Source organism: Sphingomicrobium sediminis, assembly GCF_023805295.1.
GTDB classification, from domain to species: Bacteria; Pseudomonadota; Alphaproteobacteria; order Sphingomonadales; family Sphingomonadaceae; genus Sphingomicrobium; species Sphingomicrobium sediminis.
In genome coordinates this window covers 589,214-613,648 of the sequence record NZ_JAMSHT010000001.1, presented here as the reverse complement: position 1 = coordinate 613,648, position 24,435 = coordinate 589,214, and the positions used below count along the sequence as shown (strand labels likewise).

Sequence of the window (24,435 nt, the reverse complement as noted above, 5' to 3'; positions counted from 1 at the left end):
TGGGGATCAAATCGCCTTTTGTGAAGGCTCAAGCAGCCTTGTCGAACAAGCGGAAGAAATTGTCGGTCGTGCGCGCCTGCAATTCGTCCAGATCCTCGCCACGCAGATCGGCCACGAACGCCGCCGTATCCGCCACGAATGCCGGCTCGCACGTCTTGCCGCGATTGGGCACCGGCGCCAGAAACGGACTGTCGGTTTCGACAAGGAAACGGTCCTGCGGCAATGTCTTAGCAGTTTCCTGCAAGTCCTTGGCATTCTTGAAAGTTACGATGCCGGACAGCGAGATGTAGAAGCCGAAATCGAGCGCTTCGTCGGCCAGCCATTGCGAGCTGGTGAAGCAGTGAAGCACCCCCTTCACGCCGCCCTTTTCGACCGCACGGCGCAGAATCTCGGCCGTATCCTCCTCGGCATCGCGCGTATGAACGACGAGCGGCAGGCCGGTCTGGCGTGCGGCTTCGATATGCGCCTCGAAGCGGGCCTTTTGAGCTTCACGATCGGACTTGTCGTAATAATAATCGAGCCCGCATTCGCCGATCGCGACGACCTTAGGATGCTGCGCCGCCTCGACCAGCGCCTCGACACCAAGGTCGGGATGCGCGTCGGCTTCGTGCGGATGGACACCAATGGTCGCCCACACATCATCGTTGCGTTCCGCCGTCGCGACGATGTCCGGCCATTCCTTCTGCCGCGTCGAAATGTTGAGCATACCCGTGACGCCACGTTCGCGCGCCGCAGCCAGCACGTCATCCTGACGCTCGACCAGACCCTCATAGTTGAGATGGCAGTGACTATCGATCAGTGGCATCACGCATCCTCCGTCGGCATTTCCAGGCGCGGGAAGGCAGGGACGGGCTTGTCGATAGGGCTGCCCCCCTCTCCCGCCGAAAGCTGGTCAAGGATCGATTGCGCGCCTTTGGGGGCGACCGGCAAGATCGCGTTCGCCAACGGGGTCAGCGTTGCCGCCAGCGTACCGAGCACTTCGGCCATGCGATCGGGATCGGTTTTCTTCAGCGCCCAGGGCGCCATCTCGTCGACATAGGCATTGCAGGCATAAACAGCCTGCAACCACGCCTCGGTGCCCTTCTCGAAGGCCCAGCGGTCGAATTCGGCTGGCAACTTGTCCTCGCAGGCCGCGCGGACCGTCTCGAGCAATGCCTTGTCGGCATCCGCGTCGCCCGCCGCGGGCAAGACGCCGTCCAAATTCTTATGAATCATCGACAAGGTGCGCTGCGCCAAATTGCCGAAGCTGTTCGCGAGTTCGGCATTGACGCGCGTGACGAGTGCATCCTCGGTAACGCTGCCATCCTGTCCGAACGTGACTTCGCGCAGCAGGAAGTAGCGCAACGCGTCGACGCCATGCCGGCCGGCAATTTCCATCGGATCGACGACATTGCCAAGGCTCTTGGACATTTTGACGCCGCCTTCGCCCAAAAGGAAGCCGTGGGCATAGACCTGTTTGGGCAGCTCGATCCCCGCGCTCATCAGGAAAGCGGGCCAATAGACGGCGTGGAAACGAACGATGTCCTTCCCGATCAAATGGCAGTCGGCAGGCCAGTATTTCTCCCAATTTTCGCCACCATCGGGATAGCCCACACCAGTGATGTAATTGGTGAGCGCATCAAGCCAGACATACATGACGTGCCCGGGGCTGTCGGGCACCGGCACGCCCCAATCGAAGCTGGTGCGGCTGACCGACAGATCCTTGAGACCGCCCTCGATGAAGCTCACCACTTCATTCTTGCGGCTCTTGGGCGCGATAAAGTCCGGATTTGCTGCAATATGGTCGAGCAGAGGCTGCTGGTAGGCCGACAATTTGAAGAACCAGGTCTCCTCGACCTGCCATTCGACCGGCGTCCCCTCGGGCGAGAGCTTTTCGCCATTCTCGCCTTCCTTGAGCTCCTTCTCGTCATAGAAGGCCTCGTCGCGGACCGAATACCAGCCTTCGTACCGACCGAGATAAAGGTCGCCCTTTTCCGCCATCTGGCGCCAGATGGCCTGCGCCGCACGATGATGATCGGAGTCGGTGGTACGGATGAAGCGATCATAGGTGATGCCAAGGTCATCGCACATCGCGTTGAACATGTTGGACATTTTATCACCAAGCTCGGCCGGCTCCATGCCCTGGTCCCGTGCCGCTTGCGCCATCTTCAGGCCGTGCACGTCGGTACCGGTCTGGAAATAGACGTCGCGCCCCTGGCTGCGGCGGAAACGGGCCATCACGTCGGCGGCAATCGCCTCATACGCATGGCCGATATGGGGCGCGCCATTGGGATAGGAAATGGCGGTCGAGAGATAGTAAGGCTTGGACATCGGCTCCCGCCTAGCCTCAGTCCGCGGCGGCGGCAAGCCGTCCTGCCAGCGTGAAGATGGTCGATGCGGGATCAGACGAGAGGCGCGGCGCGATGATCGCGGTGCGGCGAGCCTCGTCATAGGCGTCGAGCAGTTTGGCGCGGCGAGCCCCTTCGGCAATTTTCGCCTCGGCCGCGATCACGCCCGGCAGCATCGCCAGAAACTCCGCATATTTGGGCTGCGCGGCCTTCAGAGCCAGCGATTTGGCCAGTTTCGAGCGGCGCGCATTGGTGGGGTCGCCCTCACGCATCAGCATGCGCGCTTCCTCGGCCAATGCGCCAAGGTCATGCTCGGCAATTGCCAGCGCCCTGCCCACCGATCCCTGCCCGAGCGAGACCAATGTGCTGCGCTCGCTCTCGCTATCGTCTGGACGCTCCTGAGAGAGGATCGACGTCATGGCGTCATCCGACAGCAGGTCGAAGTCGAGCCGACGACAGCGCGACCGGATCGTCGGCAGCAATCGACCGGGTGCATGCGCGACAAGGAAGAAGATCGTCTTTTCGGGCGGCTCTTCCAGCATCTTGAGCAAGGCGTTTGCCGCGCTTGCCTCGAGATCGTCGGCACTGTCGATAATGATCACGCGCCAATCGCCCATCGACGCGGTCACTTCGAAAAGCCTGGATAGCTCGCGGACCTGATCGACCGAAATATTGCGCGCTAGCGCGGTGCCGGACTTGTTCATGCCGCGTTGCAGGCGCCGGAAGTCGGGATGCGACCCTGCGTCCAGCAATTTGCGCGCGGGATGATCTGCAGCGACGTCGAGCCCCTCGCCCTCCGGCATCGGCCCTTGCGCTTCGGCCAAGATGCGCGTCGCTGCTTCAGTTGCGAAAGTGGCTTTCCCGACGCCCTTCGGACCAGCGAGCAGCCACGCATGATGCGGCGTACCCGACTGCCAAGCATCGAGGAAACGCTTGAGCGCCGGATCCTGCCCGATGATCATGGCAACAGGTCGCCCAATGCGTAGAGCAAGCGCGCTGTCACCGTCTGCGCATTGCCGCTGGCATCGATGATCTGGACACGATCGGGTTCGGCCTCGGCCATCTTGCGAAAACCTGCATCGACCTGCGCGTGATAGGCTGGCGAGCGGCCACCGATACGGTCGGCACCATCGCTGTCGCGACTGGCGGCGCGGCGTGCGCCCTCACCGTCCGGCAATTGCAGGACGAGCGTCCGGTCGGGCAGGAAATCCTCGCTCCCGAAGCGATGCAGGTCGCGCACCGCATCGATGCCGAGACCGCCAGCCTCGCCCTGATAGGCAAGCGAGGAATCGAGGAAACGATCGCTCAACACCCACACACCCTTGGCCAGCGCGGGCTTGATCGTCTTGGCGACATGGTCGGCGCGTGCCGCGGCAAAGAGCAACGCTTCGGCGCGCGGCGTCCAGCGCGTGTCCTCGCCTTCGAGGAGCAGTTTGCGGATTGCTTCTGCGCCCGGGCTCCCGCCCGGCTCACGGGTGACGAGGACTTCGAGCCCCCTTCCCTCCAAGGCCTGCGACAGCGCATCGAGCTGGGTCGATTTTCCGACCCCTTCCCCGCCTTCCAGACTGATGAACCGCCCCGCCCCCATCGATCAGGCCATGCCGAACAATTGTTTGAAACCGAGCCAGACGCGCCGGAAGAAACCGGCTTCCTCGACATCCTCGCCAGCGACCAGCGGCAGGACCGAGATGGCGCCGTCATGATTGACCACCAAGTCGGCAACATGGTCGCCAGCTGCGATCGGGGCCTTCAACGGGCCTTCGTAACGGATGACGGCGCGCGGATCCTCGTCGCTGCCGGCCGGATAGGTCGCGGCAAGATCGCGCGGGGCGACGAGCGACACGCTGCCGCTGGAGCCCAGCTGTACCTTTGCCGAACCGATTTCCGCGCCTTCACCGAACAAAGGCTCGGTCTCCCACGCGTTGAAGCCCCATTCCATGAAGCGCACCGACTCGCTTGCACGGCCGCCATAGGAATCGAGACCCGCAACGACCATCACGAGGCGACGTCCGTCGCGAATGGCTGATCCCGTAAAGCCATAGCCAGCCTCTTCGGTATGGCCGGTCTTGAGGCCGTCACCGCCTTCGAGGCGGTCGATGAAAGGATTGCGGTTGGGCTGCGTGATCGGCGTGCCGCCGCCGGTTTCGCCCCAGGTGAAGGCTTCGCGACCATAATATTTGGCGTAGAGTTCGGGATATTTGTCGATTGTCGAGGCGGCGAGCGTACCGAGATCGCGCGCCGTCACCATGCTTGCGCCTTCATCGGGCCAGCCCTTGGCATTGCCGAAGCGACTGTTCGACATGCCGAGTTCTTCGGCCTTGTCATTCATGCGCTCTACGAAGGCGTCTTCGGTGCCGGCAATGCATTCGGCGAGCACGGTCGAGGCGTCGTTGCCGGAGACGGTGACCACGCCGAAAAGCAAATTCTCGACGCTCACATCCTCGCCCGGCGACAGGAACATGGTCGACCCCGCAGCAGGGCCAGACCATTGCCGCCACGTATCGGGATCGACGGTGCAAATCTCATCCTCGTCCAGCTTGCCGCTGTCGATCAGCGCGAAGGCGACATGCGCCGTCATCATCTTGGCCATCGAAGCGGGCGGGATTTGGCGGTCGGCGTCTTTCTCGAAGAGGACCGTGCCGGACTGGAGGTCGATCAGATAGGCAATCGGTGCCTCGCCTTCGAATTCGGGGCTGGCGAGCGCAACGGCGGGAATGGCGAGAAAGGCAAGGGGAAGAAAGCGCATCGTGTCTGGGTTCTTTACTCGAGAGGGTGGGTCGCTCGCAGCATAAGCGCCTCGCGGCCCTTCCCTCAAGCGAAGATCAACGCTCGATGCCGTCGGCGACGAGCCCGATCGAGAGCGCGTAGAAGTTCGAGCAGTTATAATCGAGGATGGCGCGATAATTCTGCGTCGTCAGATAGGCCGTGCGCCCGGGTCCATCGGGCTCGATCAACGTGGCGAGCGTATCGCCATCAAGGCTGCGACCGACCGGCGTCACGCCGAGACGGCGCCATTCCGACATGGGAAGCCACTGGCTGTGACGGGCAAAGACCGCCGGGCAGCGCCGCGCCGCCAATCGAGTCTTGATCGCCTCGCGGTCGAGGTCGGCAGGCACACGCACCGGAATGCCCCAGCGCGGGCCGCCTTCCCAACCCGCATCGACGAGATAATTGGCGATCGACGCGAAGGCGTCGCGCTCCGAATTCCAGATGTCGGCATCGCCATCACCATCGCCGTCAGCTGCAAGGCGAAGGATATTTGTCGGCATGAATTGCGTCTTGCCCGCGGCCCCGGCCCAGCTACCCTTGAGGCGCGAGCGCGGGTGCCCTTGGTCGAGCAATTTCAGCGCAGCGATGAATTCGGGTTCGAACAGGTCGCGCCGGCGCCCTTCCCAGGCCAGCGTCCCAAGCGCTTCGAACAGGTCGAAATTGCCGGTGATCGCGCCATAGGCGGTTTCCTTGCCGTAGATGGCGAGAATGATTTCTGCATCGACGCCTGTGCGCTGCTCAAGACTGCGCAAGTAAGCGGCATGCTGGCGATATTCGTCCTGCCCCAGATCGATGATCTGCGGCGTCACCTGCCGACGCTGGTAGGGCGCAAATGGTGGGATGCGTCCCGACGACGAGCTGCTCCCGGGCTGACGTCGGTCGAGCTCGATCACGCGCTGGTTGCGTTCGAGGTCGGGAATCACCGCATAGATGGTGCGATCGCTGATGCCTTCGCTGCGCGCCAATGCCATCAGCCGCGCCTTGTAGGCAGGCCAACTCATCGCGGCGGTGCTTGCACTATTCTCTTCGGGTGTGACGATGGTGGGTTGCCCGCACGCGGGCACAGCAACGCACAAGGCGGCGGCGGACAGGAGGCTACGCATCAGGAGACCTACGTTCATGATCGACTTCCTATCCCTCCTCAGTCCGGCAAAACAGCCAAATTCGTCGCATTGCCCATGCACAGCGACCAAGTGAGGCTAGAAGTTCAAAGCTGAATCAAAGGTGACAAAGTCTCTCTAAGACGTTAGCTGCGCCGAACGCGCTGCGGAGAGGTGGCAGAGTGGTCGAATGCTCCGGTCTTGAAAACCGGCGTGCGGGCAACCGCACCGTGGGTTCGAATCCCACCCTCTCCGCCAGTTACCCCACCATATCCGGAAACAATTCCTTCACCGCGCGCACCTTCGGCGCATCATGCTGCATGATGTAGGGATGGAACGGGTTCTTGCGGGCGAAGTCCTGATGATAGGCTTCGGCTGTCACGAAATGGCGATAGGGCTCAATCGCCGTGACGATGGGCTTGTCCCAGATCTTCGCGCGATCGAGCTGCGCGATATAAGCGCGGGCCTGGCTTGCTTGGCGATCATCGATCGGGAAGAAGGCGCCGCGATAATGGCGACCGACGTCGGGGCCCTGCCGATTGAGCTGGGTCGGATCGGCGATCACCGAAAAATAGACCTGCATGAGTTCGCCATAGGAAATGACGCGGGGATCGAAGGTGACGCGCACGGCTTCGGCATGGCCGGTGCCGCCGCGAATGACCTGCTGGTAGGTGACGGTGGGACTGGACCCACCCGAAAAGCCGGAAACAGCGGACTTCACGCCCTCCAATTCCTCGAACACGGCTTCGACACCCCAGAAGCAGCCGCCCGCAAAGATGGCGACTTCGGTGCTCCGGTCATTGGGGATGGTAGTGCGCGGCGCCGGGACACGCTCGTGCAATGCACGGGCGCTGCTCATGCCCGAAAGCCCGACGATCAACCAGATCGCTGCTACAGCTGCCACAACCTTGCCGAGATGCATCATGCAAACCTTTCTATCTTTTCAGATAGATACGGCAACAACCGAGAAAAGGTTACACCTCATTTGGTTGAGGGGGTCAGCGCACCTGCAATTCGGGAACGTCGTCGGGATCGCGTACGCGTAGGTGGCTCTTGGATTTGAGGTCCGCCTTTAGCTTGCGGATGGGCGGCGCATAGAGAAACCCGAAGCTGACACAACCATCGCGACCATCGACCGCATGGTGGAGGCGGTGCGCCTGATAGAGCCGCTGCATATAGCCGCCCTTGGGGACGATGCGGAACGGCCAGCGCTGATGCACCAGCCCGTCATGCGCGATGAAGTAGAGCACGCCGTACATCGTGGTGCCGAGACCCACATACCAGAGCCAGACAGGACCAAGCGCGCCGGCCATGAACAGGCCCGTTGCGATAAAGGCGAAGACGACCGCGTAGAGATCGTTGCGTTCGAACATGCCCTCGCGCGGCTCATGGTGCGAGGCATGCCAGCCCCAACCGAGCGGCCCGTGCATCACCCAGCGATGCACGGCATAGGCGGTGATCTCCATCGCGACGACGACGCCAAGTGCGATTAGCAGGCCCTGCCAGACCGGAAATGTGGTGAGAAACTCGAAACTCATTTTGCCTTCGCTTGTCGGCGCACGTCGGGCAACCGCCACCATGGCGTGCCGGGGTGCAGGTGATGTTCGTGATGATAGCCGAAATGGAAGCAGGTCAACAGGCTCTTCCACACCGGAAAGTCGTTGGAGCGGCTATTGTGGTGATCGGCGAAAACCTCGCCCTCGACATGATGATGAGGGCGATAGGTGCCGAAGTAGAAAAGCTGCATCGAGGCGGCGAGTGACGGGCCGGCCCAGAACAGGATGTGCACCGCACGCTCCCATCCTCCAACGAGGAAGAGCGTAACCGCATAGATGGTGACGATTGTCCCCGTGACCCAGAAGACATACCAGTCGAGATAGCGCGTCATGAAGGTCCAGTACCAGCGCGGCAGGCTCGTGGGATGGTCGGGATCGAAGTCAGGGTCGTCGGCCGTGCCGACATGGTCATGATGGGCGTGATGCTTGGGATAGAGCCGGTCATAGCTGAAGCCCATGTAAAGCCGCAGCGCGAGCCGACCGAAGCCCTTGTTCACCGCTGGCATACCGGGCGCGAGCGAGCCATGCATGGCATCGTGCGCGATGATGAACAGCCCGACCGACAGCCAAGTCTGCACCATGAACAGAGCGATTGCGAAGAACGGCTGTTCCCACGCCGTCAGCACCCACACGGCCGCGACATGCCCGCCAAGCCACGCGCCAATGACGGCGATGGCCAGCAAGAGCCCGGTGCGCGCCTGGCGCTCGGTTGCGATATGGTCGGTCACGGAAGGGGTTATGGCCTAGGCCGCGACGGGTTGAAAGCCGGACTTTCGTGCAATGATGGTGGCAATTTCATGCGCGACCTGCGCCGTGGCAATCGGATGCTGAGCGGTTACTAAATCGCCGTCGATCTCGACATGCGCCTCGAATGCAGGTCCTTGCACGAAATGACTGTCGGGAAAGTCCTCTGACCGTTCCTCGATATAATATGGCTGGAAGTCGACGCCGCGTGAATGTTCGGACAAGCGGTCTTCCTCGGCAAGCGGTCCGGTCCATCTACGGCCTTCGCAGAGCAACCTCCCCTCGCCATCGCGCGCATGGAACACCGCGCAGGTCGAATGACCGACCAACCCGACAGGACGCCCGGAAGCGTTGAACTTGCCGACGAGCAGATGCACGGCCTCGTAATCCTCGAATGCCAGCAGGGCGCCCTCCCCACCCAACAGTAGCAGCCCGTCAAAGCCGTTTAGGTCCAGCAGTGGAAGCGCAAGGCTTCGCGCCACCGGATCATCACCCGGCACGATCATGCCGCCTTCAGGCGACCCGAGAACGGTGGCAACGTGATGCGTTTCCAATGCCTTGGTTGCATCACGGATATTTGCGGGATCGACGTAGAGAGGAAGATCGGGGCCGAATGGCCGAATTGGAGGGTGGCCGAAAAGCAAGACTTGCCGCTCCCTCATCTTCGGACTCCCGACAAAACCAGAACAATGTTCCTAGTAGTACGCCTGTTCTGGTTTAGCTACAGCCTGAACAAAAGCCTGTACTGTAAAGTCGAATTGGCGCAGTTACTGGCACTGCATGCCGGATTCACTCAAATCGACACGGATGCGCAAGCAGCCGGTCCAGGAGCGCAGCCAGAAGCGGCTGGCCGAATTGATGGCGACTGCCGAACGGCTGATTATCGAGCAAGGTGTTGCAGATTTCTCGGTACGTGCCGTGTTGCGCGAAACCGGGACCAGCATGGCCGCTTATTACGAATTCTTCCCGACCAAGGCCGCGCTGCTACGAAGCCTGGTCGAGAAATATGGGGATCAGCTCAACAAGGTAATTGCGCGCGCGCTCATCGATCGCCGCCAAGATACGCCCGAGCAGCGCATCGATGCCGGGCTCGATGCCATCTTCGCCTTCTATGTCGATAATCCGATCGCGCTGCGCCTTTGGCCCGCTATCCATTACGACAACGCATTGAGCGAACTGGACCGCCGCGACACCGAGCGGAATGCCGACCTGCTTTTGGCTTTCCTCGAGGATATCGACGCCTCGGACCAAAGCCGCGAGACGGCGCGATGGATGGTCATGTCGAGCTGCACCATCATGCGCCATGCCGCGCGACTGGACCCGCCAGCGCGCGAGCAACTGATCGAAAAGCAGCGAATGGCGCTTAAGGCCCTGGTGGGGATTACACGGCCCTAACTCTGCAGCGCTGGCCCCGGATGAAGCTCGTCCATCGGCCGTGAACGCCCATCGGGGCAGACGATCCGGACGTGATAGCGCTTGAGGTCGCGTGGGCTGTCGACGCCGCAGCTATGCGCGATGATGTTCACTTCCTTGCGCATATTCTCGACGAAATGTTCGACCTTCACCGCCTTGTCCTCTGGCACGAGGCCGCGTTGCAGTCGCCTGTTGTGGGTGGTCACGCCCGTCGGGCATTTGTTGGTGTTGCACTTCATCGCCTGGATGCAGCCGATCGAGAACATGAAGGCGCGCGCCGAATTGACGAAATCGGCACCCGTCGCAAGCGCCCAGGCAATGTCGCTCGGCGTAATCATCTTGCCTGATGCGATGATGCGGATGCGATCCTTGAGGCCGGCCTTGTCCCGCATATCGACGACCATCGGCAGGCTTTCGCGAATGACCAGACCGACATTGTCCATCAGCGGCATCGGCGCCGCGCCGGTCCCGCCATCGCCAGAATCGATCGTCATGAAATCGGGCGCATCGTCAGGCTCGCCCTTGGAAAGGCGATCGAAAAAGTCTTCCAGCCATCCATAGGCGCCAATCACGAACTTGATGCCGACCGGCTTGCCAGTGACGGCGCGCAGGTGCCGGATCATCGTGATGAGGTCGTCGACACTGTCGATCTCGGGGTGCCGGTTGGGCGAGATGCTGGCTTCGTGGGCCCGGATGCCGCGGATTTCGGCAATCTCTTCATTGACCTTGGCGGCGGGAAGGATCCCGCCCTTCCCCGGCTTTGCCCCCTGGCTCAATTTGAGCTCGAACATCTTCACTTCGGGGTTCGAGGCGACCTCGCGCAGCTTCTCGTCCGACAGCTCTCCATCTTCGGTACGCACACCATATTTGGCCGTTCCGATCTGGAATACGACATCGCCGCCGCCCTCCAGATGCGCCGGCGCCAAGCCCCCTTCCCCAGTATTTATCCAACATCCCGCGCGTGCAGCACCAAGCGACAGCGCCCGCACCGCCGGCTTGGACAGCGAGCCATAGCTCATGCCCGAGACATTGAAGTAGCTGGGCGCGTCATAGGGATGCTTGGCCGTCGGCCCGATCCGCATCGGCGCAGCCTGGGTCTCGCCATGATCGAGCTTGGGCCAGGGACAATTGACGAAAATGGGTGTGCCGACGGGCTGCAAATTCTTGGTCGAGCCGAACGCGATCGTATTGCCCTTACCCTTGGCAGCGCGGTCGACCCAGTCGCGCTGGGCGCGGTTGAAGGGCATTTCCTCGCGGTCCATCGCGAAGAAATATTGCCGGAAGAATTCGCCGAGTTCCGTGAAGAGATGTCGGAACCGGCCGATCACTGGGAAATTGCGCCGCACCGCATCGCTCGACTGGGTAACGTCAATGATGAAGAGCACCACCGCGACCAGTGCGATCAATCCGATCACCCAGATGAAGGCGAGCGCGAGGAATTCCGCGGCATTGCCGATGTCGGTCATACAAACTCCCTCTTTGCTCCCCACCCTATACGGCGCTCGGATGGGCAAGGTTTCACTGGAACCCACATCAAAGCCGCTGTAAAGGCTCCCCCATGCTTCAGAAATCCAAGACCAAGACCCTCGTCCCCTTCGATTGGGAAGACCCGCTCAACCTTGCCGACCAGCTCACCGAAGAAGAGCGCATGGTCGCCGAAACCGCCCGCGCCTATGCGCAGGAGCAGCTTCTTCCCAATGTCGCCAAGGCGTTCAACGAGGAAGCGTTCGATCCCGACATCATGCCCCAGATGGGCGAACTCGGCCTGCTCGGCGCGACAGTCGCGGAAGAATATGGCGGCGCAGGTCTCGGTTATGTGAGCTACGGCCTTATCGCGCGCGAGATCGAGCGCGTGGATTCGGGCTATCGGAGCGCCTGCTCGGTGCAGTCGAGCCTCGTCATGCATCCGATCAATGCCTACGGGTCGGAAGAACAGAAGCGCAAATATCTGCCCGACCTCGCCAAGGGCACGAAGGTCGGCTGTTTCGGCCTGACCGAGCCCGATGCCGGTTCTGATCCGGGCGGCATGCGCACCAACGCCAAGAAGATTGACGGCGGCTACCTGCTCAATGGCGCCAAGATGTGGATCACCAACTCGCCCATCGCCGACGTCTTCGTCGTGTGGGCCAAGTCGGAAGCGCATGACGGCAAGATCCGCGGCTTCATCCTCGAAAAGGGCATGAAGGGCCTGTCGGCACCGCAGGTGAAGGAAAAGCTGTCGCTCCGCGCCTCGATCACCGGCGAGATCGTCATGGACGGCGTCGAAGTGCCGGAGGAAAACCTACTGCCGGGCGTCGAGGGGCTCAAGGGCCCGTTCGGCTGTCTTAACGTCGCGCGCTACGGAATCAGCTGGGGCGCGATGGGCGCCGCGGAAGCCTGCTATGCTGCCGCGCGCAACTATCAGCTCGAGCGCAAGCAGTTCGGTCGCCCGCTCGCTGCCAACCAGATCCCGCAGCTGAAGCTTGCCAACATGGCGACCGAAATCAGCCTCGGCTTGCAGGCGAGCCTGCGCGTCGGTCGCCTGCTCGAGGAAGACAAGCTCACCCCCGAGATGATCTCGATCGTGAAGCGCAACAATTGCGGCAAGGCGCTGGAAATCGCTCGCACCGCGCGCGACATGCATGGCGGCAACGGTATTTCGAGCGAATATCCGGTCATGCGCCACATGGTGAACCTCGAGACGGTCAACACCTACGAGGGCACGCATGACGTCCATGCGCTCATCCTCGGCCGCGCAATTACGGGAATTTCCGCTTTCTAAAGCATTCTGTGCTAGATACTCTCCCAACAGTAAATTTGGGGGAATCATCACATGCTTGAGACTGTCGTCGTACTTGGCGTCCTTGCCATCCTGCTGCTTTTCGGCGTCGGAATTTACAACAAGTTGGTGCGCCTGCGTGCGCTGGTCCACGAAGCCTTTAGCGGCATCAACGTCCAGCTGCGCCGCCGTGCCGACCTCATCCCGAACCTGGTTGCGAGCGTGAAGGGCTATGCCAGTCACGAGAAGGATACGCTGGAAGCAGTCATTGCCCAGCGTGGCAATGCGGTTCAGGCCAAAGGTGTGGAAGCCACCGCGGCAGCCGATGGCATCATGACCGGCCTGCTTGGTCGTCTCATGGCCGTGGTCGAGCAATATCCCGACCTCAAGGCCGACGTGAATTTCCAGAAGCTGCAGGACGAATTGGTCCAGACCGAAAACGAACTGCAGTCGGCGCGTCGCTACTACAACGCCACCGCGCGCGACCTGAACACCCGCATCCAGTCGGTGCCCGACAATCTCATCGCGGGGCCGTTCGGCTTCAAGACCGAGCCCTACTATGAGGATCCCGACGAGGCCGGCATTTTCCAGGCGCCTCAGGTCGACTTCGGAAACGCGTAACATGATGGTGCGCTGGGGGGCGTTTTTCCTCGGCCTGCTGATGCTGCTGGGCGCAAGCCCGGCAGCCGCGCAGGAAGTCATCCGCAACTTCCACGCCGAGGCCACCGTGCAGAAAGACGGGTCGATCCTCGTCAGCGAGACGATCCGTGTGCGCGCGCTAGGTCGCGAAATCCGCCGCGGCATCTTCCGTGACATTCCAACCCGCTATGCCGGTGACGCCGGATCGCGCTTCAATGTCGGGTTCGAATTTATCGACGCCACCCGCAACGGCCGCCCCGAAGAGGCGAAAGTAACCCGCAAGGGCAATGGCGTGAACATCCGTCTCGGCAATGCCGACACGATGCTGCCGTCGGGCGAGCATACCTATCGCATACGTTACCGCCTCGGCCGTGCGGTCGGCCGGTTTGAGGAATTCGATTCGCTTTACTGGAACGTCACCGGCCATGGCTGGTCTTTCCCGATCGAGCGATCGAGCGCGATCATCCGTCTTCCCGAAGATGCCGAGTTTCTCGAGTGGGATAGTTTTGCGGGCCGTCAGGGCGACAAGGGCATTCCCGCCGCCATGACCCGCCGCGACGAGCGCGAGATCCGGTTCGAGTTCAACGGCACGCTGCGTGCAGGCCAAGGCCTGACCGTCGCTGCCAGCTTTCCAAAGGGTGTCGTCACCCCGCTCAGCGAAGCCGACAAGATCGCCAACACGCTGGCCGATTTTGCGCCCCCTATTGCCGGCCTTCTCGGGTTCCTGCTGATCCTCGGCTATTATTACCATGCCTGGCGAACCGTCGGCCGCGACCCGCCCAAGGGCACCGTCGTCCCGCTTTTTGCGCCGCCCGACAGTCTTTCGCCCGCAGCCATCCGCTATCTCACCAAACAGCAGATGGACCATCGCGGCTTTTCCGCAGCCCTGATCGACAGTGCGATCAAGGGGCACGTCCAGTTGAACGAAGGCGACAGCGGCTTCTTTAAGAAGGGCAAGATGGAGATTATCCGCACGGCGACGCGGCACGACATCCGTCCCCTCGACGAAGGCGAAGCCGCCATGTTGCAGGCCTTGGCCTTGCCCGGTTTCTCGATCGAGATGGACAAGGAACATCACGAGAAATTCCGTCGCGCCCGCAAGGCGCTCGCCCGTCCCTACAAGGAACGCTACGAAGGCACCGCCTTCCATCGTAACCTCGGTTGGGCCTTTGCCGGCCTGCTTTTCGTCATTGCCGGGATCTGGATTGCGGCCGCAGCCGTGGTCTGGGCAGAAGACCTCGCTGAACCGATGCAATTGCTGCTGTCGGTCGCTGGCGTGACGGTCGGCGCGCTCTTCTTCCTCGGGCGACCAGATGAAGGCGAAATCCTGCGCTGGCCCATCATCGTGTTGGCCTTGATCGCCGGCTTGGGTGGATTCCTGATCGGACTGCCCTTCATCCCCCTCGCCTTTGCGAGCGGCAATGTCGTCCCAGTCCTGCTGCCGATGATCGGCGGGGGCTTGCTCGCCATTTCGGGCTTCTTCTGGATGGATGCGCCGACCAAGCAGGGTCGCGCGATGCTCGACCGGATTGCCGGCTTTCGCCAGTATCTCGATACGACCGAACAGGAACGCTACGACCGCATGCAGCCGCCGCGTGAGCAATTGAAACTGTTCGAACGCTATCTGCCCTATGCCATCGCCCTAGGCGTTGAAAATCGATGGGCGAAGCGCTTCGAAGGCACGCTCAAAGCTGCCGCAACCGATCCCGGCTCGGGCTATAATGACAGTTTCATTTGGTATTCGGGCAGCCGTAACATCTGGTCCAACCCGACCAGCTTTGCGACCGCGCTCGGCGCCAACATGGCGGCGACGATCGCGTCGGCCTCGACGGCTCCGGGCTCGTCGAGCGGCATTGGTGGCGGCGGGTTCTCGGGCGGCGGTGTCGGCGGTGGTGGCGGCGGCGGCTGGTAAGCCTACCAAGCGGGTCGACGCATGATGTCGAGCTTGTCGCCTTCGTAATCGTCTTCGGACACCTTCTCGAAGCCGAACTTGGCGGCGAGCGCGTGTGATGCGGGGTTTTTGGGGTCGATGATCGCCCAGAGCGGCGTCGGCTTCATATTGGCCTCCGCCCATTCGATCATCGCGCCGAGCGCTTCGCTGCCATAGCCTTGGCCGTGATAGGCATCGTCGAAAATATAGCCGACTTCGGGCTCGCCCTCGAATTCGAGGCCGCGCTTAGCCTCGAAAATCGAACAGGTGCCGATGATACGGCCCGTGACACGCAACTCGACCATCAGGCCGCCATAACCGAGCACGTACCACTGGCCGACGGCATTGTTGGTCCGCAGCCAGAGATCCTGCCGCGTCTTCGTGGGCCCCAGATGCTCGTGCACCTCGGGCTTTTGCATGATGTCGACCCATGCGTCGAAATCGGCCTCGCGAAAGGCGCGAAGCCGAAGTCGATCGGTCTCGATGACGGGGGGCGTGCGCCCACCCATCGTCGCTTACTTCTTGGACTTGAGCGAAAGACCGCCGAAACGCTTGTTGAAGCGTTCGACCTGACCGCCCTGCGCAGCCTTGCGCGAACCACCGGTCCAGGCCGGGTGGGTCTTCGGGTCGATGTCGAGGTGCAGCGTGTCGCCTTCCGAACCGTAGGTCGAACGGGTCTGGAAGGTGGTGCCGTCGGTCATTTCGACGGTGATCATGTGGTAATCGGGGTGCGTATCTTTTTTCATTTGTTTTTCCGTTGGTTGAGCTGGTTTCCGACCAGCCATGAGGAAATGTCGGGCGTCCCTAGCGAATGATGTCCTGCTTGACAAGCAAAAGCCGCGGCCTTTAGCGCCTGAACGCACGGACAAAGGTTTCGCCCCTGTAATGGGGGCGACGAAGAGGGAAGCCGGTGTGGATCCGGCGCTGTGCCCGCAACTGTAACCCCGGAGCGAAATCGGGGAAGCCAGATACCGACCTTAACGTCCGTCGTCCGTCCTTGCTGCCGGGGTCAGCGGCGGGGCGCGGGACAAGACGGAACCGCTTCGTCCGATTTGGGCCAAGCGCGGCCTCTTTCCGCCGTGACGACAGCCACGGACGCAAAGGAAAGAGACGTTGTTTCAGGACCTGCCCACTCCCCCAGTCGACCCCGACCGGATCGTCATTGCCGATTATGTCGTGCCCAATGAGCGCGCTATCGTGGTGGCGGCCTCGCGCGATCCGGTGCTCACGAGGGCCACGAGCGATGCGGTCACAATCCTGTCGACAAACGAAGTCGATCGCTTGGGCGAAGCGCGCCTCACGCCACTTCTGCGGCTGGCGCCGTCCACGGCTTTGGCGGAAACCGGGCCCGCCGGCACGCAGGCGCAATTGCGCATTCGCGGTGCCGAGGCCAATCATACCTTGCTCTTTATCGACGGCATCAAGGCCAATGACCCCGCCGCTGGGAATGAGGCACGGTTCGAACTGCTCGACGCGGCGCTCGGCGACCGCCTCGAAATCCTGCGTGGTCCGCAGTCCGCCTTATGGGGCGCCGAGGCGATTGGCGGCGTCGTCACTGTTTCCAGCCAAGACCCTGCCTATCTCGGATCGCGCTGGCATGTGTTCGGGGAGGCCGGCAGCAATGACAGCTTCCGAACAGGTGGCAGCCTTGGGACTGAGACGGGTGCCGTCCGTCTTCGAGGAGCGGTAGGACATAGCCAAACCGGAGGCATCGACAGTTTTGGCGCCGATGGCGAACGCGACGGCTATCGCCAGACCAATGCGCGCTTGGCGGCTTTGATCGACCTTGGTGGGGACCTTTCGCTGGCGGCATCGGGCTTTGTGCTCGAGGGACGTAGCGAGTTTGACGGCTTCGACCCCGACAGTTTCCTTCGGGCCGACACGCTTGATACGACCGAAAATCGCCTTGGCGCAGGCCGGTTAGAAATTCGCCATGAGGGACCGCTCGAACTCAGCGTAGCGGGTGGTCTGCTTGCCTCACAAAACGTCAACCTGCTGGATGAGGCCGAACTCAATCGCACCAATGCCGAGCGGCTCAACCTCTCCGCCGAGGCATCGCGCAATTTCTCGGTCGGCGACACCGATCATCGCTTTACCGTCGCCCTAGATTACGAACGTGACGACTTTGCTGCCGATGACGTCGCTTTTGGTGGCTTCACGCGCCAGCAGCGCGACCGTGACCTGACCGCTCTTGTGGCGGAGTGGCGCATGACCAGTCCCGGCCTAAGCATGGACGCCGCCATTCGTCACGACATGTTCGGTGATTTTGCCGACGCAACCAGTGTTTCTGCCGGCATTAGGATTCCGGTGACGAGCGGATTTTCCCTTGCTGCGAGCTATGGAGAGGGGATTGCGCAGCCAAGCTTCTACGACCTGTACGGTTTCTTCCCGGGCAGCTTCGTCGGCAACCCCGATCTGACACCCGAAAAAAGCCGCGGCTTCGATCTCGGGCTGCGGTTCGACAGTGGCGACCTGCAGGCATCTTTGACCTGGTTCGACCAACGTCTCGATCGGGAAATTGTCGATGTCTTCGATAGCGAAACCTTTACCTCGACGACCGCGAATGGTGACGGCGAAAGCCGGCGACAAGGGCTCGAGGCCGAAGTGACATACAAGCTCCCCTTCGATGCGATTCTTGGCATCAATTATTCCTATCTTGATGCAACCAACCCAGCAGCGCCCGATGGGACCCGCCTCAGCGAAACACGTCGTCCCGAGCATCGCGCCGCTCTGTATGTCACGGGTCGATCCGGGTCTTTCACCTATGGCGCCTCGGCGGCCTATGTCGGAGCGCGGTTCGACACGGACTTCGATCTTTTTCCTGCCGAGCGCGTCCGGCTCGACCCCTATCTTCTGGCGTCGGCCCGAATTGCCTACGCGGTAACGGAACGGGCCGAGATCTGGTTGCGCGGCGATAATCTTTTCGACACTCGATATCAGGACGTGGTCGGCTATGCTCGACCCGGACGGGGGATCTATGTGGGCATCGCTCTTCATCGCTAGCAGCGCGTCACTGAGCGTGGCGAGCCTCGATCTGTGCGCGGACGAATATGCACTCGCCTTTGCGAGGCACGGCCAGATCGCCAGCATCACGCATCTGGGTGCTGACAGCCGAGAGAACGTCTTCGCGGACCGCGCCAGCGGCATCCCGGTCAACAATGGCACGATTGCGGATGTCGCCTCGCTTCGCCCCGACATCGTCCTCACAAGTCGGACCCTTCCCAGCGGCGGACAGCGCATCGCCGACCGGCTCGGCATTCGCATTGTCACGATCGGCTATGACGAGACACCCGACGCGGTCGCCGCGCGGGTGCGACAGATGGGCGCGCTGTTTGGCAATTCCGATGCGAGCCGTCGGTGGGTCGCCCGGTTCGATGCGTTGAAGGCAAATGCAGGAGGGTTCGCCCGAAGCGACGTTCTCTGGATTTCGCCTGGAGGCACCCGGGTTGGCGAGCTCGCCCGCGGCTGGCTGGGCATGGCTGGGCTCGACCCTATCCGCCTGAGCGCCGAGCGCGGCCGGGTCGAACAGATTGCCCGTGCCGATCCCGACCTCATCGTCGAGAGCGCTTATCATTCCGCCGCCTGGCATCGCGGTGGCGATTGGCGCACGCATCCGCTGGTTCGCAATATGGACGTGCCTCGCCTGACCGTTGACGGCAGGCCGTTCCTGTGCGGCGGCCCCGGCATGCTGGATGTAGTCGAGCGGCTGCAGGAGCGGGAACGGTGATGCGTTTCCTGCCCTTCATCCTGCTCTGCCTGCTGGCCATCCTGCACCTCGCTTTCCCGCTCGACATATCCGAGCTCGATCCGGAGGTCGCGAAGATCATCATTACCGAGCTGCGCATGCCGCGGACCTTGCTCGCCATCGGCTATGGCGCTGCGCTCGGGATCACCGGCGCAGCGCTGCAGGCCATCTTCGCCAACCCCCTCGCCTCGCCCGACATTACCGGGGCCGCGTCAGGCGGTGCACTTGGCGCAGTCGCGACGGCGCACTTTGCGGTCCTGACGACTCCCATCGCGCTTGCTGCTGGCGGCGCGGTGGGGTCTGGACTCGCGCTCTTGGGGCTCTTCGCGATTGCCGGACGCGGCGCCGATCCGGCGCGCTTGCTACTCGCCGGTCTGGCCATTGCGTTGGCAGCGGGCGCGGCAACGTCGCTGCTGCTCGCCTTGGCCCCCTCGCCCTTCGCCTTTTACGACCAGTGGCGCTGGATGATGGGCAGTCTTGTCGACCGCGGTTGGCCCGACGCCCTCTCCGCCCTCATTCCTGCCGCCATTGCGGGCGCCCTGCTCTGGCGTCGCCGCAAAGCTTATGACCTCATCGCGCTCGGCAATGACGTGGCTGCGTCCTACGGCATCGCCCCCGCGCGCCTCGCCCGCGAAACGATCATCCTGTCCGCCATCGCCATTGGCGCCTGCGTCGCAGCCTGTGGAGCCATCGGCTTCGTTGGCCTGATCGCCCCGATAGCAGCGCGCGCGTTGATGCGCGGTCATCCTGGTCGTGCGCTTCTCCCGGCTGCCTTGCTCGGCGCAGCCTTGCTTCTCGGCGCTGACATGCTGGTGCGCGCTGGCCCTCCGGGACGCCCCATACCCATCGGGGTCATCACGTCGCTGATCGGCACTCCGCTCTTCATCATGCTGCTGATGCGGATCAACCGGGGGACAGCGTCATGAGCCTCGTCGGCAAGAACATCACGATGCAGCACCGCCTGCAGTCTTGCGATATCGCCATCGCCCCCGGCGAATTGGTCGCGCTGATCGGCCCTAATGGGTGCGGAAAGACGAGCCTGCTGCGCGCATTGGCCGGCATTACCGGCACCTATGATCAGCTTGAAATAGGCGGGCGCACCTTGCGTGGCACCGGGCCGGCCGAACGTGCGCGGCTATTTTCTTTTCTTCCTGCGTCGCGGCAAGTGGATTGGGCCATTCCGGTCCGCGACCTGCTCCGGCTCGCTCCGATCGAGGTGCGGCAGGACAGGATCGACGCGCTCATCGATCGATTGGAGCTCGAACCCTACCTCAAGCGCGCCGCCAATTCGCTGTCGACCGGCGAACGCGCGCGGGTCCTGCTTGCGCGGGCGCTGGCACCGGAAGCCGGCTATCTACTGCTCGACGAACCGCTCGCCAATCTCGACCCCTATTGGGTGCTGACGATCCGCGACCTGTTGGCCGAAGAAGCCGCAGCGGGACGCGCCGTCATCGTCGCGCTTCACGACCTGTCGAGCCTGTCGAGCTTTCCGCGTCTGGTCCTGATGCGCGAAGGGCGCATCATCGCTGACGCGCCCCGTTTCGAGCTCGAACACTCGGACCAGATCGCGCAATTGTTCGACTTGAGACGCGATCCGGAAGGCGGCTATCGCCTCTAATCGTCCTACGGAGGGTCGGCAATCATCGCGGTAAAGCTGGTCTCGCAGGTCACCTGCCCGTCGACCGAGGCCTTGCCCTCGAACTTGCAGATATTGCGCCGCATCTGGACGATCTCGACATCGAGCTGCAGCAGGCAGCCCGGCTCGACCGGCTTGCGGAACTTGGTGTCGCCGATCGCCATGAAATAGACGAGCTTGCCCGACCCCGCGAGATCCATGCTCTCGACCGCAAGGACGCCGGCAGCCTGTGCCAGCGCTTCGATCTGCAGCACGCCCGGCATGATCGGACGACCGGGGAAATGCCCCTGGAAGAATTGCTCGTTCATCGACACCGCCTTGATGGCGGTGATCGACTTGTCTTTCTCGACCCGCTCGACGCGGTCGACGAGGAGCAGCGGATAGCGATGCGGCAACGCCGCCATCACCCGCGTGACATCAAGCGGGCCGATGACGGCGCTGTCGCTTCCCTGTTCGCTCATCGAAGCCCCTTAGCGCTGCGGCTGCGGCGTGACCTGCGGGGTCGTCGGACCCTGCTGCTGGCCCTGTGCCGGCTGCTGACCCTGCGCCTGGCCGGGCTGCTGCGGCGGCGGGGCGACGGTCTGGAGCGTAGTGAGACGCGTGTTGAGACGCTGCAGGACGTCCGCGGTGACGTCGATGCTCGGCGAGAAAGCCAGAGCATCTTCGGCTCGCATCAGGACGCTGAGGCCGCGTGCGGTCAGGACCTCGTTCCAGACCGGGGCAAGCGCCACGTTGATCTGGCGAAGGACATATTGCTGATTGCGGGCGAGCGCAGCATCGCGGCCTTCGATCTCACGATTGGCGGCTGCACGGGCGATCTCGAACGCCTGCACGCGCTGCGACAGCTCGGCCGACGGCTCTGCGCCTTCCGGAAGCGCTTCGATCTGCGTGTTGATGGCCTGTGCTTCGGTGTTGAGCGCGGTCTGCAGCTCCTGCTGACGCGCATTGATGACCTGGGCCTGTGCTTCGAGCTGCGCATTGGCAGTCACGCAGGCGTTGCAGGTCGTGGCCAGCTGGGTCGTGTTGACGACGCCAACCTTGGCATCGGGAACCGACTGCGCGAACGCCGCCGTCGGAAGCGTGGTGGCAGCGGCGAGCACACTGGCCGCGGCAAGAAGATGTTTCATTAGAATTGAGTTCCTACGTTGAATGAAAAGAGCTGGGTCTCGTCGCCGTCTTGGGTAAGGAGCGCGTGCGCAAGGTCGAGGCGCAGCGGACCGAAGGGCGAGACCCAGTTGACACCGATACCCACCGACAGGCGGGGGCTCGGCGAATTGCCGACGAACACTTCACGATAGCCCGGGGTCTGGAGATAGCCGGTCGCGATATCGTCGCAGCTGGCAAATCCGTCGTCCGGACGAACGATCTGGGGATCCAGCCCGCCATCGGCATCGATGGGCGAGCAGAAGAAGAGAATGTCGTCGGTGACCGGGGATGTGAGATCCCAAACCGAGCCGATATCGACATAGACGGACGGGCGCAGACCGAAGTTACGGACACCCGCCGAGACCGGAATTTCAACCTCGGCGCGGCCGAAGTAGAAGGCCTTGCCGCCGAGCGAGTTCGACACGCGGCTCGAATCCTCGATCACATTGCCTTCGAGGTCGTAGGCAAGGCGCTCGACGCGCGGACCGATGCCGCGAATGTCGAAGCCGCGGAAGTTGGGTCCGAAGAAACGGTCGGTAATGCGGATTTCGTCGCGACCGACAATCTCGCTTTCCTCGAGCGGCATGATGTAACCAGCCTGCAGGTTGAGCGAGAAGATGAAGTCGGCGGGCAGGCCGACATATTGCGTCGCTGCTGCAACGGAGCGGAGATACTTCACATCGCCGCCGAGGCCAGCGAAATCCTGGCTGATGCTGGCGCGAAGGCCACGCGTCGCGCGGATGCCGTTCGTATTGTCGAAAGCAAGGCTGTAGCCGATCGACGAGGTGATGCGATTGCCAAGCTCGCCGCACAGATAGGTACCGGCCTTGAGCGGATCGCACTCGTCATCATCGAGGCTGCCGCTGTCATCGAAATCGCTGAAGAATGTATCGCGGTCGAGATCGATCTCGTCGAGCACGAGACGATAGCGCGCACCGGCCGAAATATATTCGGTCACCGGGAAGCCGATGCGAACACCGCCCCCGGTCGAAACCTGGCTGTAGGTGGTGCGACGGTCATTGCCGACGAAGTTGAAGCTGTTGAAGTCGCGGCGATAAAGGTCGACGCCCAGCAGGATCGGGCGACCGAGGAAATAAGGCTCGGCAAAACCGACCTGGACCGACTGCGAATAGCGCGACCAGTTGACGCCTGCCGACAGCTGCTGGGCCTTACCCATGAAGTTGTTCTGCGAAATCGACGCGGCGAGCAGGAAGTTTTCAAGGCTCGAATAACCGGCCGAGAAGCTGATCTGACCGGTCGGACGTTCCTCGACATCCAATGCCAGCGCGACGCGGTCGTCACCAAGCGGCACCTGTTCGATCGCCAATTCTTCCTGGAAGAAACCTAGCGACTTGATGCGGTCTTCGCTGCGGCGGATCTGCGCGGCGTTGAAGGCATCGCCTTCGAACAGGCGGAATTCACGGCGGATCACGGCGTCACGGGTGACGGTGTTGCCGTTAATATCGATGCGGTCGATGTAGACACGCTGCGCCTCGTTGGTGGCGAAGGTGATGTCGATCGTCTGATCGTCGCCATTGCGATTATAGCTCGGCTGGATGTCGGCAAAGGCATAGCCGATGAAGCCCGCCGTTTCGTTGAGGCCGGTGACGACATCCTCGACGCGCTCGGCGTCGAACCATTCGCCTTCTTCGATGCCGACCAGCGACATCATGGCTTCTTCGTCAAAGTCGCGGAGCGCGCTGTCGGCGGAAACTTGGCCGAACTTGAAGCGCGGCCCTTCCTCGACAACGAAAGTGATGACGAAGTCTTCCCGGTCCGGCGTCAGCTCGGCCTGCGCGCTGATGACGCGGAAGTCGGCATAGCCCTGCGTCAGGTAGAAAGCGCGAAGCGCCTGCTGGTCAGCGGCGATACGATCGGGGTCGTAGGCCGTGTTCGACTTCAAAAAGCCGAGGAAACCGCCGGCTTCGCGGCTGAACATTTCCTTGATCAGCTTGCCATCGGAAAATTGCTCGTTGCCGATAATGTTGATCGAGCGGATCTTCGACTTCGAGCCCTCGGTGATTTCGAAAATGAGGTCGACGCGGTTCTGGTCGAGCGTGACGATCTTGGGTTCGACCACCGCAGCGAAGCGGCCTTCGCGCTTGTAGAGCTCAATGATGCGGTCGACGTCGGCGCGGACCTTCGAGCGCGTGAAGATCTGACGCGGTGCGAGGCGGATTTCCGGCTCGATCTCGTCATTCTTGAGCTTCTTGTTGCCCTCGAGAACGATGCGGTTGACGACCGGGTTCTCCTGGATCTCGATGACCAGGTTACCGGTGTCTGCGCCGGTGATCACGACGTTGGCGAACAATTCGGTGTCGTAGAGCGCGCGCAGTGCCTGGTCGAGGCGGCTAGCATCGTAGGTATCGCCGGGGTTGAGACCCGAATAAGCGATGACCGTCTCGCGCTCGATACGCTCGGCGCCGGTGACGTCCAGCGTCACGATCGTACCTTCGCGCGCTGCAGGATCGGTCAGGAGGTTGGCCGGCTCATCGACACGCAGTTCCTGGGCGCTGGCTCCTGCGGGTACGACGACACCGCTCAGGAAAGTACCTACCAGCAGACCTGCAATGTTACGGCGCTTGGCCTTTACTTGGTTCAAAATCACGCGTCCCCGCCCTCTTCAAAGATGCTGCGGCGCTTCAGACTCCCGACTGGGAATGGCCGCTTCT

General features: G+C 62.2%; 24 protein-coding genes, 1 tRNA gene and 1 riboswitch. Of the genes, 9 read left to right on the top strand and 16 right to left on the bottom strand.

What is annotated here, in order from left to right:
• Nucleotides 1-28: 28 nt before the first annotated feature.
• The 6 genes from NDO55_RS02965 to NDO55_RS02940 all read right to left on the bottom strand — a co-directional run bounded on the left by NDO55_RS02965 (nucleotide 29) and on the right by NDO55_RS02940 (nucleotide 6,217).
• On the bottom strand, nucleotides 29-805 hold the full coding sequence (locus tag NDO55_RS02965) for a TatD family hydrolase (protein WP_252112267.1): 777 nt from the start codon (nucleotides 803-805) through the stop codon (nucleotides 29-31).
• On the bottom strand, nucleotides 805-2,310 hold the full coding sequence (gene metG, locus NDO55_RS02960; protein WP_252112265.1) for a methionine--tRNA ligase: 1,506 nt from the start codon (nucleotides 2,308-2,310) through the stop codon (nucleotides 805-807). The genes NDO55_RS02965 and metG overlap by 1 nt, the downstream gene beginning before the upstream one ends.
• 16 nt (nucleotides 2,311-2,326) lie before the next feature.
• Complete coding sequence (locus NDO55_RS02955) at nucleotides 2,327-3,289, bottom strand: DNA polymerase III subunit delta' (RefSeq protein WP_252112263.1); 963 nt, start codon at nucleotides 3,287-3,289, stop codon at nucleotides 2,327-2,329.
• Complete coding sequence (gene tmk, locus NDO55_RS02950) at nucleotides 3,286-3,915, bottom strand: dTMP kinase (RefSeq protein ID WP_252112261.1); 630 nt, start codon at nucleotides 3,913-3,915, stop codon at nucleotides 3,286-3,288. Before tmk ends, NDO55_RS02955 begins: the two co-directional genes overlap by 4 nt.
• 3 nt (nucleotides 3,916-3,918) lie before the next feature.
• Nucleotides 3,919-5,073: a D-alanyl-D-alanine carboxypeptidase family protein gene (locus tag NDO55_RS02945; protein ID WP_252112259.1), complete on the bottom strand. Its 1,155-nt coding sequence runs from the start codon at nucleotides 5,071-5,073 to the stop codon at nucleotides 3,919-3,921.
• 76 nt (nucleotides 5,074-5,149) lie between these two features.
• Nucleotides 5,150-6,217: a lytic murein transglycosylase gene (locus tag NDO55_RS02940; protein WP_252112257.1), complete on the bottom strand. Its 1,068-nt coding sequence runs from the start codon at nucleotides 6,215-6,217 to the stop codon at nucleotides 5,150-5,152.
• A gap of 147 nt (nucleotides 6,218-6,364) precedes the next feature.
• Here NDO55_RS02940 and NDO55_RS02935 point away from each other — a divergent pair.
• Nucleotides 6,365-6,454, top strand: a tRNA-Ser gene (locus tag NDO55_RS02935).
• 1 nt (nucleotide 6,455) lies between these two features.
• Here the strand turns inward: NDO55_RS02935 and msrA are convergent.
• From msrA to NDO55_RS02915, 4 genes are all read right to left on the bottom strand, one after another.
• The gene (gene msrA, locus NDO55_RS02930) at nucleotides 6,456-7,121 is read right to left on the bottom strand and encodes a peptide-methionine (S)-S-oxide reductase MsrA (RefSeq protein WP_252112255.1); all 666 of its coding nucleotides are present in this window, start codon (nucleotides 7,119-7,121) and stop codon (nucleotides 6,456-6,458) included.
• A gap of 73 nt (nucleotides 7,122-7,194) precedes the next feature.
• Nucleotides 7,195-7,734: a sterol desaturase family protein gene (locus NDO55_RS02925; RefSeq protein ID WP_252112253.1), complete on the bottom strand. Its 540-nt coding sequence runs from the start codon at nucleotides 7,732-7,734 to the stop codon at nucleotides 7,195-7,197.
• Nucleotides 7,731-8,480 (bottom strand): fatty acid desaturase, encoded by a 750-nt coding sequence (locus NDO55_RS02920; protein WP_252112251.1) that lies wholly within the window; start codon nucleotides 8,478-8,480, stop codon nucleotides 7,731-7,733. Before NDO55_RS02920 ends, NDO55_RS02925 begins: the two co-directional genes overlap by 4 nt.
• A gap of 15 nt (nucleotides 8,481-8,495) precedes the next feature.
• The gene (locus NDO55_RS02915) at nucleotides 8,496-9,050 is read right to left on the bottom strand and encodes a type 1 glutamine amidotransferase family protein (protein ID WP_252112249.1); all 555 of its coding nucleotides are present in this window, start codon (nucleotides 9,048-9,050) and stop codon (nucleotides 8,496-8,498) included.
• 253 nt (nucleotides 9,051-9,303) lie between these two features.
• On the opposite strand from NDO55_RS02915, the gene NDO55_RS02910 reads away from it, so the two are divergent.
• Complete coding sequence (locus tag NDO55_RS02910; protein ID WP_252112247.1) at nucleotides 9,304-9,891, top strand: TetR/AcrR family transcriptional regulator; 588 nt, start codon at nucleotides 9,304-9,306, stop codon at nucleotides 9,889-9,891.
• Here the strand turns inward: NDO55_RS02910 and NDO55_RS02905 are convergent.
• Complete coding sequence (locus tag NDO55_RS02905) at nucleotides 9,888-11,375, bottom strand: FMN-binding glutamate synthase family protein (RefSeq protein ID WP_252112245.1); 1,488 nt, start codon at nucleotides 11,373-11,375, stop codon at nucleotides 9,888-9,890. The genes NDO55_RS02910 and NDO55_RS02905 overlap by 4 nt on opposite strands.
• A 92-nt stretch (nucleotides 11,376-11,467) precedes the next feature.
• Between NDO55_RS02905 and NDO55_RS02900 the strand changes: the two genes are divergently transcribed.
• Genes NDO55_RS02900 through NDO55_RS02890 form a run of 3 tightly spaced genes read left to right on the top strand, consistent with a single transcriptional unit; the run spans nucleotide 11,468 to nucleotide 15,218 of the window.
• The gene (locus NDO55_RS02900; RefSeq protein ID WP_252112243.1) at nucleotides 11,468-12,670 is read left to right on the top strand and encodes an acyl-CoA dehydrogenase; all 1,203 of its coding nucleotides are present in this window, start codon (nucleotides 11,468-11,470) and stop codon (nucleotides 12,668-12,670) included.
• 51 nt (nucleotides 12,671-12,721) lie between these two features.
• Nucleotides 12,722-13,288, top strand: coding sequence for a LemA family protein (locus NDO55_RS02895; protein ID WP_252112240.1), 567 nt, complete (start codon nucleotides 12,722-12,724; stop codon nucleotides 13,286-13,288).
• A gap of 1 nt (nucleotide 13,289) precedes the next feature.
• Nucleotides 13,290-15,218, top strand: coding sequence for a DUF2207 domain-containing protein (locus NDO55_RS02890; RefSeq protein WP_279639081.1), 1,929 nt, complete (start codon nucleotides 13,290-13,292; stop codon nucleotides 15,216-15,218).
• 2 nt (nucleotides 15,219-15,220) lie between these two features.
• Here NDO55_RS02890 and NDO55_RS02885 read toward each other — a convergent pair whose 3' ends face one another.
• A complete protein-coding gene (locus tag NDO55_RS02885) occupies nucleotides 15,221-15,745 on the bottom strand; it encodes a GNAT family N-acetyltransferase (RefSeq protein WP_252112238.1) in 525 nt (174 codons plus the stop codon).
• Nucleotides 15,746-15,751: 6 nt separating this feature from the next.
• The gene (gene rpmE, locus NDO55_RS02880; protein WP_252112236.1) at nucleotides 15,752-15,982 is read right to left on the bottom strand and encodes a 50S ribosomal protein L31; all 231 of its coding nucleotides are present in this window, start codon (nucleotides 15,980-15,982) and stop codon (nucleotides 15,752-15,754) included.
• Nucleotides 15,983-16,090: 108 nt separating this feature from the next.
• Nucleotides 16,091-16,230, top strand: a riboswitch (cobalamin riboswitch).
• A 119-nt stretch (nucleotides 16,231-16,349) separates the two neighbouring features.
• Between rpmE and NDO55_RS02875 the strand changes: the two genes are divergently transcribed.
• From NDO55_RS02875 to NDO55_RS02860, 4 genes are read left to right on the top strand one after another with little or no spacing between them, the layout of a single operon-like run.
• Nucleotides 16,350-18,239, top strand: coding sequence for a TonB-dependent receptor plug domain-containing protein (locus tag NDO55_RS02875; protein WP_252112234.1), 1,890 nt, complete (start codon nucleotides 16,350-16,352; stop codon nucleotides 18,237-18,239).
• Entirely contained in the window at nucleotides 18,214-18,963 is a 750-nt protein-coding gene (locus NDO55_RS02870) for an ABC transporter substrate-binding protein (protein WP_252112232.1), read from the top strand. The genes NDO55_RS02875 and NDO55_RS02870 overlap by 26 nt, the downstream gene beginning before the upstream one ends.
• Nucleotides 18,963-19,907: a FecCD family ABC transporter permease gene (locus NDO55_RS02865; protein WP_252115510.1), complete on the top strand. Its 945-nt coding sequence runs from the start codon at nucleotides 18,963-18,965 to the stop codon at nucleotides 19,905-19,907. The genes NDO55_RS02870 and NDO55_RS02865 overlap by 1 nt, the downstream gene beginning before the upstream one ends.
• A complete protein-coding gene (locus NDO55_RS02860) occupies nucleotides 19,904-20,599 on the top strand; it encodes an ABC transporter ATP-binding protein (RefSeq protein ID WP_252112230.1) in 696 nt (231 codons plus the stop codon). Before NDO55_RS02865 ends, NDO55_RS02860 begins: the two co-directional genes overlap by 4 nt.
• A 5-nt stretch (nucleotides 20,600-20,604) precedes the next feature.
• On the opposite strand, the gene fabZ is transcribed toward NDO55_RS02860, so the two are convergent.
• From fabZ to bamA, 3 genes are read right to left on the bottom strand one after another with little or no spacing between them, the layout of a single operon-like run.
• Entirely contained in the window at nucleotides 20,605-21,078 is a 474-nt protein-coding gene (gene fabZ / locus NDO55_RS02855) for a 3-hydroxyacyl-ACP dehydratase FabZ (RefSeq protein WP_252112228.1), read from the bottom strand.
• A 9-nt stretch (nucleotides 21,079-21,087) separates the two neighbouring features.
• Complete coding sequence (locus NDO55_RS02850; protein WP_252112226.1) at nucleotides 21,088-21,744, bottom strand: OmpH family outer membrane protein; 657 nt, start codon at nucleotides 21,742-21,744, stop codon at nucleotides 21,088-21,090.
• Nucleotides 21,744-24,371: an outer membrane protein assembly factor BamA gene (gene bamA / locus NDO55_RS02845; protein ID WP_252112224.1), complete on the bottom strand. Its 2,628-nt coding sequence runs from the start codon at nucleotides 24,369-24,371 to the stop codon at nucleotides 21,744-21,746. Before bamA ends, NDO55_RS02850 begins: the two co-directional genes overlap by 1 nt.
• Between the last annotated feature and the right edge of the window lie 64 nt (nucleotides 24,372-24,435).